This window comes from Peptoniphilus sp. GNH (genome assembly GCA_021307325.1).
Taxonomy (GTDB): domain Bacteria; phylum Bacillota; class Clostridia; order Tissierellales; family Peptoniphilaceae; genus KA00134.
Genome location: CP089931.1, coordinates 930,044 through 943,897, shown reverse-complemented (window position 1 = coordinate 943,897; position 13,854 = coordinate 930,044). Strand labels below are relative to the sequence as shown.

The following is a 13,854-nucleotide window of genomic DNA, read 5'->3' as shown; positions in this document are numbered from 1 at the left end:
GAAAAACATGACAATAGGAGTTATATCAATAATTGTTTCGCTAATATTACTAATGTATCTTGCCTATAGAGGATTCTCAGTAATAGCAATTGCACCAATATTAGCCCTTTGTGCTGTTTCAGTCGCAGCACTAGCTTTAGGACAAAGTCCTGAAGTAATGGCTCATTATACAGAGCTATTTATGTTAAATGTAGGTAATTATGTAAGAAATTTCTTTCCAATATTTCTATTGGGAGCTGTTTTTGGAAAACTTCTTGAAGCATCTGGAAGTGCAGATTCTATATCTGAATATGTAACTTCAAAGTTAGGATCAAAAAATGCTATATTAGCTGTTGTTTTGTCTTGTGCAATTTTGACATATGGAGGAGTTTCCTTATTCGTAGTTTCGTTTGCCATATATCCAATTGGAGCAAAGTTATTTAGGGAAGCTGGAATAAATAAGAGATTGTTACCAGGGGCAATAGCCTTAGGTGCATTTACATTTACTATGACAGCACTGCCAGGCTCCCCACAAATACAAAATGCAATTCCAATGAAATATCTTGGAACAGACGCATATGCAGCACCTATATTAGGTCTTGTTGCTAGTGCAATAATGTTTGGAGGAGGCATGTTATGGCTTATAAGTAGGGCAAAGTTCTTTTCCAAAAAATATCCTGGATATGGAGAATGGAAAGAAGATTTAATACAATTTGACGAAGAACATTTAAAGAATATGCCATCAGTTATAGTGGCTGCTTTACCGATATTAGTTTGTTTAATTACAAATTATGTACTGTCTAAACATGTATTTCCTAATCAAAATTTAGAATATCTTGAAAAATATAAAACTACAGCAAAAGCTGTAATAGGAAACTGGTCTCTTATTTTAGCATTGCTTCTTGCGATAGTAGTTACAATAATATTAAATCATAAGAGAATGAAAGATATTGTTGGAACAGTAAATTCTGGAGTAAGTGGATCATTTTTAGCAATATTTAATACTGCATCTGAAACAGGATATGGAAATTTAATAGCATCAATGACAGCTTTTACTGTAATAGCATCAGTAATAACAAGTATATCATCTAATACACTTGTAACAGCTGGTATATCTACGTCTGTATTAGCTGGATTTACCGGTTCGGCATCGGGCGGATTATCCATTGCTTTAAATACAATGGGCGATCAATTGCTTCAATCAGCAACAGCAGCTGGAATAAGACCTGAAGTTTTACACAGAGTAGCATCTGTTGCTTGCGGAGGAATGGATACTTTACCCCATAACGGAGCAGTTATAACTTTACTTGCAATAACACAAATGAAGCATAGAGATTCATATTTAGATATAGGTATGAATACTGTAATAATACCACTTATAGCACTTGCTGTAATCATGGTTTTAGGTTCAATGGGAATTGCATGATATTAAGTAGTTATTGATTTATTTTATGATTGGACTGCTCCATTCTTGCACTCACCATCTCTTTAGAGATTGGAGCAGCTGGTCTGTATAGATTAATAAAATGTGTTGAAGGGAGATGTTAAAGAATTTTTTAGAAGAATTAAAATGGAATAAGAATTATAGATTTTAAACTGATTCGATTAACTGCTATAAAATTGATTAAAGATAGAAATTTATAATTGCGTTTATCAAAAATCTCCAGGCTATTTGAGCTTGGAGATTTTTTAAAAATTAAATTTTATAGATTTAAAAACTTCTAAGAGTGGTATATTCTCCTATAGGAGGATATTATGATTTACATTTGCTATAAAAGATGCTCTACTTGCAAAAAAGTAGAAGATATCATGAAAGATAAGAACATTTCATATGATTTGAGGGAAATAGACAAAGAAAATCCGACCAAGGAAGAACTAAAAAAATGGCACGAAAGCTCAGGACTTGACATTAAAAAGTTTTTCAACACTTCTGGACAAATTTACAGACAAATGAATCTAAAAGACAAGCTAGATACTATGAGTCTTGATGAAAAGTACGAGCTACTTGCAACAAATGGCTTGCTTGTAAAAAGACCAATTCTTCTAAACGGAAAGGATGTATATGTAGGTCCTCAAGTCAAAAAATATTTGGAATCGCTTTAATTTTATTTTAGTCAAATCTTTGCCTATACTTAGGGATTTGGACTAGAATGTGATTTTGCTATGTTATAAAATTTAAAAAGGAGGGAAAGTTTATGATAAATTTGGAAAAGATAGATTATGTAATGTCTGCTAGTGGTTGTTCTTTTGAGGAAGTCAGAGAGGCTCTCGTGCAAACAGATGGAGATGTGGATTTGGCTATTGCTTATTTGAAGGGCAAAAAAACTGGTAAAGACGACAAGTCATCGACATTTCAAGAAAAAGTTGAAATTTTTGCAGATGATATAGTATCTTCTGTCAAAGAAATTTGGAAGAAGGGCAATGCATCAAGGCTTCTTGTAACAGATGAAAAGGGGCAAGTGCTTTTAAACATTCCTCTAACTGCAAGTCTTGTGACAGTAGCCTTGAGTCCACTTTTGTTCTTGTTAGGTATTGGTATGATAGTGATTTCTAAGGCTGAATTTAAGCTGATTATGGAGGATGGCAAGGAAATCGACTTAAAAGACTATATAAGAAAAAATAAAAAATCCGATGACAAAGACAGTCTAGATATTGTAGTCCTAGACGAAGAAGACAAAGAAGATAAATAAGCTAACGAGTATAAATAGTTAAAAGTCCAGTCTAAAAGGCTGGGCTTTTTTATTAAGAGTTTTTGAAAAATTAAAATGCCTTAAAAAACTTTACACTAAAAATCTGCAAGAATAATTTATTTTAAACCTATGTAAAAATAATATAAAAGAGACTCCCTAAAGAGCCTCTCAAATTTACATCTCTAAAAATAAAACATTAGATAAATATATTCTCAAAGTAAAATACTTAAAGCAAATATTCTGCAATGGACTTGGCAGCTTCTTTGCCAGCACCCATGGCAAGTATAACTGTGGCAGCACCTGTTACAGCATCGCCACCTGCATACACACCTTCCTTGGATGTCTTGCCATGTTCATCGGCTACTATGCATTTCCATTTATTGATTTCAAGTCCTTGAGTTGTAGATGAAATCAAGGGATTTGGTCTAGTACCAAGGGCCATCACAACAGTGTCTGTTTCGATTACATATTCGCTTCCTGGGATGGGGATAGGTCTTTTTCTGCCAGACTCGTCAGCTTCTCCCAGTTCATTTTTTATAACTCTTAGACCAGTAACCCATCCATTTTCATCGCCCAAGATTTCAACGGGATTGGTTAGCATGGAAAATTTAATACCTTCTTCAAGGGCGTGGTGGACCTCCTCTAGTCGAGCAGGAAGCTCCGTTTGAGTCCTTCTATATACAACAGTTACATCGGCCCCGAGTCTTTTTGCAACTCTGGCAGCATCCATTGCAACATTTCCACCACCTATAATCGCAACTTTTTTGCCCACCTTTATAGGAGTGTCATATCCTTCTTTAAAAGATTTCATAAGATTATTTCTTGTCAAAAATTCATTTGCAGAAAAAACTCCGTTTAAAGACTCGCCCTTTATATTCATAAAAATCGGTAGGCCAGCACCAGAGCCTATGAAAACAGCATCAAAGCCCTTGTCAAACATTTCATCAATTGTGATTGTACGACCTACAACAACATCGTTTTTAATTTTAACTCCGAGAGATTTTAAATTTTCGACTTCGTAAAGCACAACATCATCGGGTAATCTAAACTCGGGTATGCCATAGACCAATACCCCGCCAGGAAGGTGGAGAGCTTCAAAAATGGTGACCTCAAAACCCATTTTAGCAAGTTCACCAGCACAAGTAAGACCGGCAGGACCAGCCCCTATAACTGCAACTTTTTTGCCATTTAAAGGAGCCTTGTCAAGAAAATTTATGTGATTATTTCTGGCATAATCAGCAGCAAATCTCTCCAACCTGCCTATGGACACAGCGTCCCCTCTTTTTGTGAGCACGCATTTTTCTTCACATTGTTTTTCTTGAGGACACACCCTGCCACAAACAGCAGGTAAAGCAGTGTGCCTTGCAAGGACTTTGCTAGACTCTTCAAAATTTCCCTTGGCAATCTCTCTTATAAACCCTGGTATATCAACAGATACTGGACAACCCTTAACACAAGATGGCTTTTTGCAATCCAAACATCTGTTAGCTTCATATACAGCTTGAGGATAGTCATAGCCCAGACAAACCTCATCAAAATTTTTGTTGCGGACATTAGGATTTTGTTCCGGCACAGGAATGCGAGTGAAACGATTTTTCTTCATATCATTTACTATGTCCTCATCAATTTTGAACTTAGCATGAGAAGCATCCACGGCCTTTTTTAAATTGCATACGTGATCTTTGGTCTTTAAAAGCTCATCTGGCTTAGCCATATATTGAGCCTGCCTTTTAATAGCTGTATCAAAATCAACCAAATGGCCATCAAACTCAGGCCCTTCAACACAGGCAAACTTGACATCACAACCGACATTGACCCTACAAGCACCACACATACCAGTGCCATCGACCATAATAGGATTTAGAGAAACAATCGTAGGAATCTGCAGCTTTTTAGTCGCAAGGCAAACAAACTTCATCATAATCATAGGACCTATGGCGACACACACATCATAAGACTTACCTCTATTTATCAAATCTTTAAGTAAGTCGGTTACATTTCCCCTAAAGCCATAAGAGCCATCATCAGTACATATATGCACTTCTTTGGCAGCATCTCTCATCTTGTCCTCAAAAATTATATAGTCTTTAGATTTAGCACCAATTATGACCTCGCAGTCCAGGCCCTTTTCCTTAAACCATTTTACTTGAGCATATACAGGAGCAGCCCCTATACCACCAGAAACAAAAATATATTTTTTAGTTTTTAAAAGAGCCAAATCCTCATTCACAAACTCAGAATAGACTCCGAGAGGGCCCACAACATCTTTCAAAAATCCGCCCTCAGAAATAGCATTTATTTTTTTTGTAGCAAGTCCAGCAGATTGGACAACTATATCAACAGTCCCCTTGTCCTTGTCAAAATCCGCAATAGTAAGAGGAATCCTCTCCGCAAACTCATCAGCAATAACAATCAAAAACTGACCCGGAAGAGCAGACTCGGCAATCAAGGGAGCCTCTATACGCAACATATAAACATTTGGTGCCAAAAAATCTTTTTTAACAACCTTAAACATAAATCACCTCAAAAAATTTCCCCAAATAAAAGAATATAATTCTTTTATAATATAACATAAAGTAGTTAAAATAATAAATCGTAAAGATAAAAAAGGATGTAGACCAATAAGGTCGACACCCTTTTTTTATAAATACTAAATAAATTTTATGAATTTATAAAACATATTGCTAAAATCTATTCTATATACCGAAAAATTTAATCCATATAAACAAAGATGCTAATATGATTATTCCAGTCCATAAGAAAATACTTACCATGAACCCCATTATATCTCTGACACCTAATTTGGCAATACCTAATATAGGCAATGCCCAGAAAGGTTGAATCATATTTGTCCATGTGTCTCCCCAGCACAAAGCTGTGACAATTATTCCTGGTGATACACTTAAAGCTTTTGCGGCGGGGAGCATAACAGGAGCTTGAACAGCCCATTGACCACCGGCAGAAGGAATAAACATATTTACTATAGCGGCACTTGCAAATGTTGTAAATGGAAGAGTTGTAGGGGTAGATATTTCTGCCAACTTAGTAGTTAGAAGACCGCCTATAGATATTCCAGCTGCGTTTTTGCCTGCCATCATACCCATTATTCCAGCATAGAAGGGGAACTGCAATATTATTCCAGCAGAGCTTGAAGCGGCATCTTTAATTGCATTTACATAATTTATAGGAGTTTTATGCAAAAGCACTCCTAAAGCTAAAAGACCAAGATTCATAATATCTATGTTTAGAGATCCTTTTAAAATTACAAAGTGGTGGAAAATATAAACCAATCCGGCTATAAATATTAAAATGGATACCAATGGACTATTTTCAATCCAATTTGCAAAATTCTTCTCTAGATTTTTGGGCTCAACTTTTGATTTCAATTCATCTTCGTCAATTAATCTAGGATCAATAGTGACTGTTTTATCAGGAGATGGATGCATTGCGGCGTTCAAAAGAGGAAGGGTTATTAACATTGCAACAAGTGCCATTAGCGTTGCTGGATGATAAGCTGTTTGTATAAGAGGTATTACATTTGTATATGCACCACCAGTAATTTTTGAAAGTTCTTCGGGATTACTAGCGGCTTTTAATGTTATTGAACTTGTTAAAACTGTAAGCATAAAAGTTGAGTAGGCAGATGCAGCTAATAGTCTGAAATCTACACCTTTTACTTTTTTAGCAAGTTCTTTTGCGAAAATAGCTCCTATAACCAGTCCAAATCCCCATTGTGCCATGCAGCAAAGACCTGTTACAAAAGTACACAAGGCAACTGCTTGTTTTGGTGTCTTTGGAATAGAGGAAAGTCTTTGCAAGATTCTTTTAAATATGGGTGCTGATGCTAAACAGTTTCCAAGCATTACAACCAAACTCATTTGCATTGCGAATCCCAAAAGTCCCCAGAATCCGTTACCCCAATGCACTATCATGGAGTAAGGACTTTCTCCATTAAAAGCTATTCCTGAAATAAACAGGATTACTGACAAAAATACAGCGAAAATAAATGGGTCAGGAAGCCATTTATTTGCAATATTGATACAAGCATTTGTAAACTTCTTAAACATATGATTCATCCCCCTCAACTCAATAAAATTTGTCTAGCCTCATTAGGATTAGCAATCTCAATGCCAAGCTCATTCAAAATTCTTCTAAATTTTTCTATTTGCTCAGCAGATGATTTTGCTAATTTGCCTTTTTCAATATATAAGTTATCCTCAAGACCTAAACGGGCATTTCCGCCAAGTATAGCAGCTGTTGTTGTTATATTAAATTGTTGTTTGCCAGCAGCAGCACAAGACCAAACTATATCTTCTCCCAAAACTTTTTTAGCAGTATTAGCCAAAAGAAGCAGGTTATCTATACTTGCAGGTAGACCTCCTAATACTCCGAGAACAAATTGTAAATAAATTTTTCCGCCTATTTTGCCTTTATCTTTTAAATATTTTAAATTATAAATCATTCCTAGATCATAGACTTCGAATTCGGGCTTTGTGTGATATGTATTCATTATTTTTACATAATCTTCAATTCCCTGAAATGTATTTGGGAAAGTAGTATCATATGTAGCCTTGGTAAAAGGAACTTCCCAATCATATATGGCATTGCCATCGGCTTCTATTTTATTTCCTATATCAGCAAAACAAAAATTCATAGATCCAGCATTACAAGATGCTAAATCTGCTTTGCAGATAGGAACAGCTTTTAGCCTTTCTTCAACGCTCATACCTATTGCACCACCTGTAGTGATTCCTATTACAACATCACACCTTGACCTAACCCCATCAACTATGTATTTCATTACATTAGGATCACTTGTAGGGCTACCATCTTTTTCACTTCTTCCGTGTAAATGAACCACTGCTGCTCCAGCATTTGCCGCTTCAACCGCTTGATCAATTATTTGATCGGGTGTGATTGGCAAATATTTTGAAAGTGTAGGTGTGTGAACTGCACCAGTTATAGCAGCTGTTAAAACAATTTTTTTCAAGAATACCTCCTAAATCAAAATAACGATTTCCCGCATAACGAGAAAAGAGTTTTTATTAACATCTACTACAATAGCAAAGAATGTGCCAAAATATTTAAAAATATGAATTAGATATTCTCAAGCTATTTGACCGTATCAACATAAAGTGTTTATAATATAAAACAAAAACTATATGAAAATATAAACATGTTTATTAAATAAAACATATTGGGGTGGTTAAAATTAGTCTTGATTTTAAAAATGTTGATTTTGAAAAAATATGCGAAAATGTCTTTGATGGAATATTTGTTGCAGATAGAAATGGAAATGCGATTTATATAAATTCTTCTTATGCAAACTATGCTGGTACTCCTAGAGAAGAGATAGTTGGCAAGAATATAAAAGAATTAGATGGAGTATTATATAGGGGTTCTGTTGGCTTGGATGTAATAAGAAAAAAAGATAGGATAGATTCAATAGGATACCTCTTTAAAAATAAAATCCCTGTATTAGTTACGGGTGTACCTGTATTTGATGAAGCTGGAAATGTTGAAATGGTAGTTATAAGCAATAGAAACTTAACTGAACTAGATAAGCTAAAGCGAGACTTAGAGGAAATCAAAATATCCCTTAACAAAAACAAAGAAAGCTTAAATTATATTATAAATAAAGACGTTTCAAGCAAGAAAATTATATTTAGTTCAAATAAAATGAAAAAGTTAATTGCTTATCTGGATGAGATAGCAAAGACGGATGCCAGTGTTTTAATTACGGGGGAGACTGGTACAGGAAAAGAACTAATAGCTAATTACATTTTTCAAAATTCAAGTAGAAAGAATGGACCTTTTATAAAGATAAATTGTGCAACTATTCCTGGCAATTTGATCGAGTCAGAATTATTCGGCTATGAACCAGGATCCTTTACAGGTGCATCTAAAAATGGAAAAACAGGCATATTTGAATTGGCTAATAAGGGTACTATATTACTAGATGAGATAGGTGAATTACCTCTTAAGTTACAGTCAAAGCTATTTAGAGTTCTTCAAGAGAAAGAAATTTTCAAGATAGGTGGGCAAAAGCCAATTCCAATAGATGTTAGAATTTTGTCGGCTACAAATTCTGATCTCGTTAAGGAAATAAACAATGGAAGATTTAGAGAAGATCTATATTATAGGTTAAATGTCATTCCTACATATGTACCATCTTTGAAAGAACGACCTGATGATATAAGGTTGTTGGCTGATCATTTTTTGTATATCTATAATAAAAAGTATGATAAAAGTTTAACTCTTGAAGACACCCATTATAAAGCTTTGGAAGAATATGATTGGCCTGGGAACATAAGAGAACTCGAAAGTGTAATTGAAAGACTTGTAGTAACAAATAAAAGATTAAGATATTCTTCAATTTCTTTTGAAAGAAGTAAAAAAATCAACCTTAACAGTAATAGTGATGAAGAGTCTTATGAAGATGCTTTAGAGTATTTTGAAAAAAATCTTTTCAAAAGCAAACTATCTAAACACAATAGTTTGAGGCAGGCTGCAAAGTCGTTAAAAATTAGCCCAAGTACTTTAAGTGTTAAGTGTAAAAAATATGGAATAGTAGTCCATGAATTTTTGGGCAAGGATTTAAAATAAACTGATGTAATTTGTCGGAATTATTGTGTTTGGTATATAATTTTCTTATAATTTAGATATAGAAAGGAGTTTTTTATGGATAAATATAAATGGGATTTGAGTAAAATGATTAGGGATGAGGCTCATTTTGAAAGCGAGGTAAGCGATTTAAAGGGCCTTTATTCTCGCATAAAGATGCTTGAGGCTGATTTTAAGCAAAATTTCAAGGACTATATTTCTACTATTACTGAGGCTGAAAGAAGGGTGGGACATATTTTTGCTTTTGCTAAGATGACTTTTGATGAAAATACTAGGGACCCCAAGGGACAAAAGTATTATCAAGCTGCTAGCAATTTGCTAAATGATTATTATACGAGTGTGTCTTCTCTTAATCCTAATATTTTGAGTTTGGATAAGGCTGAGTTTGATCGTTTGATAAAAGATAATGACATGGAGAATTACAGGCTGTATTTGGAAAGGATTTATAGGTTCAAAGACCACACTCTTTCTGAGGCTGAGGAAAGGGTTATAAGTAGTTTTGCTTTTTTGGCTGCTGCGCCGACTGATTCTTATGAGCTTTTGACTAATGCTGATTTGCATTTTGATGAGCTTGAGTCTACTGATACAAAGCTTTCTCATGCTACTTTTATTGGCCTTTTGAGAAATCCTGATGTCAAGATTAGAAAAGAGGCTTTTGAAAAATATTACAAGGCTTATGCTTCTGTGGCTAATACTATTTCGTCTATGTATCTTAATAATGTCAAGGCTCTTACTAGTGAAGCGGCTCTTAGAAAGTATGAGTCTGCTGTGGAAATGGAGCTTTTTAAGGATGATGTAAAGCTTGATGTATATGAAAGTATGATTGAGGCTTGCCATGAAAATCTGGATAAATTAAGCGAGTATTATGATATAAAGGGCAGGTACTTGGGCCTAAAAGAGCAACATATGTATGATGTTTATCTTCCTATGGTAAAGGGTGCAGGTAAAAAATATTCTTTTGAAGAGGCTAAGGAAACTGTGCTTAAATCTCTTGCTCCTCTTGGCGATGAGTATGTAAAAGTTGCAAAGGAAGGCTTTGAGTCTAATTGGATTGATGTGTATCCCAAAGAGGGTAAGGCATCTGGAGCGTATTCTTATGGTTCTTATGATTCTGATCCTTATATTATGATGAATTTTAATGATGATTTTGAGTCTATGTTTACTCTTGCTCATGAACTGGGTCATTCTATGCATTCTTATTTTTCTAGACATAACAATGAGTATGTTTATTCTGATTACACGACTTTTGTCGCTGAGGTAGCTTCGACAACTAATGAACTCTTGCTTTTAAATTATCTTTTGAAAAATTGCCGAGATAAGGATGAGGAAATTCAACTTATAAATCATTATTTGGATTCTTTCAAGTCTACTGTATTTAGACAAACTATGTTTGCTGAATTCGAAAAGATTTGCCATGAAAGGATTGAGAAGGGGGACATCTTGACTTTGGAGGATTTCAATCAGATTTATTATGATTTAAACAAGCTCTATTATGGAGAGAATGTCATTTCTGATGAAACTATAAGATATGAGTGGACAAGGATCCCACATTTCTTTATGAATTTTTATGTTTATAAGTATGCGACTGGATTTTCAACAGCAGTAAAACTTTCTCAAAACATCTTGTCTGGAGATCCTAAAAAGGTTGCTGCGTATTTGAATTTCTTAAAAGATGGCTCTAATAATTACCCCTTGGATCAGCTAAGAGCTGCTGGGGCTGATATTTCTAAAAAGGAAAATATAAATTCATCTCTAAAAGTCTTTAGAGATTTGGTTGATAGGATGAAGGATTTGCTTTTAAAGTAAATTTGTCTCCCCAGGTTTAAAATCTGGGGGGATTTTTATTTTTTAGGAAAATTTAAATTCAATTATTAGCAAGTGAGTGCTCTTTTATGCTATCATTTTCATGAGGTGAGATGATGTATAAGATGGTCGCATTTGACCTTGATGGGACACTTTTAAATGATGACAAATTAATAGAGGATAGATTTTTTGAAAGCATAAGAAAGATAAGTAAAGCTTGTGAGTTTGTAATTGCAACTGGAAGAAGATATTATTCAGCCAAGGGGTTTATAGGAGGCATCCTTCCGGAAGCCAAAGTCATAGCCAATAATGGGGCTTTGATAAAATCTCTTGAAGATGATAAGAGCATTTTTTCAAGTAGCATGGCTTACAAAGACTTAAAAGGGGTCATAGACATGATATATGATTCTGATTTAGAGGCTCTTTTTGCGATAAATCACGCTGATTATGATGTGGCTGTAGTGAGAGATACTTATGAAATTTCTGCTATGGATAGTGCCTATTATGGGGACAGAATAAAGCTTGTTGATAGTTTTGAGGGTTTGAGTTCTTATGATTTGATTTCTGCAATTGTCCATGGAAGCAAAAAGGACTTAGAAAAATTTAAAGATGATTTAAAAAAAGCTTATCCAGGTCTTTATAATATTTATCTTATGCATCTTAGTGGATCTGATAAATATATTTTAGAAGTCCACGATTATCAATGTTCTAAGTGGAAGAGCTTAGTTATATATGCTGCTAGTCTTGGCATAAGACCGGAAGAGATAATCTGTATAGGAGATTCTGAAAATGACATGGAGATGCTTGAAAATGCTGGGCTTGGGATTGCGATGTCAAATGCCAGGACCTATATAAAAGAAAAAGCAGACAGGACTTCTTCTTATGACAACAATAGGGGCGGAGCAGTATTTGAAGCTATAAAGGTACTTGGAATAGATTATGAGGAGGGCTTATGGGATTAAATATAAATTGGTATCCAGGGCACATGAAAAAGACTCATGAGGCCATAAAAAATAATTTAAAATTGGTGGATTTTGTAATAGAAATTATAGATGCAAGGATTCCAAGAGCAAGCTCTAATCCAATGCTGGCAAAAAATTTGGATGAAAAACCTAAATTGATTTTGCTAAACAAGGAAGATTTAGCTGATCCGATTGAAACGGACAAGTGGATAAATTATTTTACTAAAAAAGATAGCCTTGCCTTGGCGTTTAATTCTGCATCCAACAAAAACATCAACAAGATAATAAGGGCTTCTGAAAAGCTCATGCAGGAAAGACTCGATAAAAATAGAGAAAAGGGAATAAATAGTCAGGTCTTAAATGCTATGATAGTGGGAATACCCAATGTGGGAAAGTCCACTCTTATAAATAACATATCAGGCAAGCGGTCTGCCAAGGTAGGTAACAGACCAGGGGTCACAAAATCGAATCAGTGGATAAGACTGCATGATAAAATAAAACTTTTGGATACGCCGGGAGTTCTTTGGCCCAAGTTTGAGACTGAAGAATTGGCTCTTAATCTCGCATTTACTGGGGCAATCAAGGATGAGATTATGGACAAAGAGAGCCTGGCTCTAGAACTTATAAAGAAACTAAATGAATTGGATGAAAATATTTTATGCAATCGCTATATGATTTCAAAAGGACTAAGCCCCTTGCAAGCTATGGAAGATATAGGAAGAAAAAGAGGAGCTCTTTTAAGAGCAGGACAAATTGACTACACTAAGGTAGCCTCGATTGTCTTGGATGAATTTAGAAAGGGTACCTTGGGCAGGATAAGTTTGGAGAAGTGCGATGGAGAATTTTGAAAAAAAATATAGAGAACTTGGCTACAAAAATATATGCGGCATAGACGAAGTGGGCAGAGGATGCCTTTTTGGAGATGTGGTTGCCGCCGCTGTAATAATGCCTTCTGACAAGATTATAGAAGGTATAACTGATTCAAAAAAATTATCTGAAAAAAAGAGAAACTACTACTACGACCTCATTTTGGAATCGGCTCTTGCAATCGGAATTGGTAGAAAACCCGCCGATTTAGTAGACAAGATAAATATAAAAAATGCAACTCACAGAGCTATGGAAGAGGCTGTAAAAAATATGTTGGACAAAAATTCCAAGCTAGTTAGACCAGATTTACTCTTAATAGATGCAGAAAAGATAGACTTGGATATAGATCAGGTGGCCCTTATAAAGGGGGACTTGAATTGTTATTCAATTGCCTGCGCATCTATTGTAGCCAAGGTGTTTAGAGATAGGCTCTGCTTAAAATGGGAAGAGCAATATCCGGGATATGGCATTGCAAAACACAAGGGCTATGGTACCAAGGCCCATATGGATGCCTTGAGAGAAAAAGGACCCAGCCCCTTGCATAGGAGGACTTTTTTAAAGAATTTATTAAATGAGAAATAAGAAAAATCTGGGGGACTTAGGAGAGGAACTTGCTGCAAAATTTTTAGAAGAAAAAGGATACCAAATCCTTTATAGAAATTTTCTTGGAAGGGGTTTTGAGCTCGACATAATCGCCAAAAAGAATGACTTGATTTGTATATGCGAGGTCAAGACCAGAAAATCTTACAGCTATGGCAGAGCCATAGAAGCTATTGATACCTATAAAATAAATTCCATAATCTATGGAAGTCAAGTTTTTCTAAATAAATTTAACCTCTATAATTTTCAAATAAGATATGATGTCATAGAGGTCTATCCCATCGAGAAAAAGATAAATCATATAGAAAATGCGTTTGATCTGGGGTGAA

12 protein-coding genes are annotated in these 13,854 nt (G+C 34.9%); 9 read left to right on the top strand and 3 right to left on the bottom strand.

Going from position 1 to position 13,854, the window contains the following annotated elements:
• Positions 1-7 precede the first annotated feature (7 nt).
• From LV469_04645 to LV469_04635, 3 genes are all read left to right on the top strand, one after another.
• The gene (locus tag LV469_04645; GenBank protein UHR01946.1) at positions 8-1,405 is read left to right on the top strand and encodes a GntP family permease; all 1,398 of its coding nucleotides are present in this window, start codon (positions 8-10) and stop codon (positions 1,403-1,405) included.
• Positions 1,406-1,734: 329 nt separating this feature from the next.
• A complete protein-coding gene (locus LV469_04640) occupies positions 1,735-2,082 on the top strand; it encodes a Spx/MgsR family RNA polymerase-binding regulatory protein (protein UHR01945.1) in 348 nt (115 codons plus the stop codon).
• A gap of 92 nt (positions 2,083-2,174) precedes the next feature.
• Complete coding sequence (locus LV469_04635) at positions 2,175-2,669, top strand: DUF4342 domain-containing protein (GenBank protein UHR01944.1); 495 nt, start codon at positions 2,175-2,177, stop codon at positions 2,667-2,669.
• Positions 2,670-2,895: 226 nt separating this feature from the next.
• On the opposite strand, the gene LV469_04630 is transcribed toward LV469_04635, so the two are convergent.
• From LV469_04630 to LV469_04620, 3 genes are all read right to left on the bottom strand, one after another.
• Complete coding sequence (locus LV469_04630) at positions 2,896-5,184, bottom strand: bifunctional dihydroorotate dehydrogenase B NAD binding subunit/NADPH-dependent glutamate synthase (protein ID UHR01943.1); 2,289 nt, start codon at positions 5,182-5,184, stop codon at positions 2,896-2,898.
• A gap of 181 nt (positions 5,185-5,365) precedes the next feature.
• Entirely contained in the window at positions 5,366-6,736 is a 1,371-nt protein-coding gene (locus tag LV469_04625) for a TIGR00366 family protein (protein UHR01942.1), read from the bottom strand.
• Between the two features lie 14 nt (positions 6,737-6,750).
• Positions 6,751-7,659, bottom strand: coding sequence for a 3-keto-5-aminohexanoate cleavage protein (locus tag LV469_04620; protein UHR01941.1), 909 nt, complete (start codon positions 7,657-7,659; stop codon positions 6,751-6,753).
• 212 nt (positions 7,660-7,871) lie between these two features.
• On the opposite strand from LV469_04620, the gene LV469_04615 reads away from it, so the two are divergent.
• The 6 genes from LV469_04615 (at position 7,872) to LV469_04590 (ending at position 13,853) form a co-directional block, all read left to right on the top strand.
• Entirely contained in the window at positions 7,872-9,275 is a 1,404-nt protein-coding gene (locus LV469_04615) for a sigma 54-interacting transcriptional regulator (GenBank protein ID UHR01940.1), read from the top strand.
• A 75-nt stretch (positions 9,276-9,350) separates the two neighbouring features.
• On the top strand, positions 9,351-11,099 hold the full coding sequence (pepF, locus tag LV469_04610) for an oligoendopeptidase F (GenBank protein UHR01939.1): 1,749 nt from the start codon (positions 9,351-9,353) through the stop codon (positions 11,097-11,099).
• 110 nt (positions 11,100-11,209) lie between these two features.
• Complete coding sequence (locus LV469_04605; GenBank protein ID UHR01938.1) at positions 11,210-12,058, top strand: Cof-type HAD-IIB family hydrolase; 849 nt, start codon at positions 11,210-11,212, stop codon at positions 12,056-12,058.
• On the top strand, positions 12,049-12,906 hold the full coding sequence (ylqF, locus tag LV469_04600; protein UHR01937.1) for a ribosome biogenesis GTPase YlqF: 858 nt from the start codon (positions 12,049-12,051) through the stop codon (positions 12,904-12,906). The genes LV469_04605 and ylqF overlap by 10 nt, the downstream gene beginning before the upstream one ends.
• Positions 12,893-13,507, top strand: coding sequence for a ribonuclease HII (locus tag LV469_04595; protein ID UHR01936.1), 615 nt, complete (start codon positions 12,893-12,895; stop codon positions 13,505-13,507). Before ylqF ends, LV469_04595 begins: the two co-directional genes overlap by 14 nt.
• A complete protein-coding gene (locus tag LV469_04590) occupies positions 13,497-13,853 on the top strand; it encodes a YraN family protein (protein UHR01935.1) in 357 nt (118 codons plus the stop codon). Before LV469_04595 ends, LV469_04590 begins: the two co-directional genes overlap by 11 nt.
• The last annotated feature ends 1 nt before the right edge of the window (position 13,854 follow it).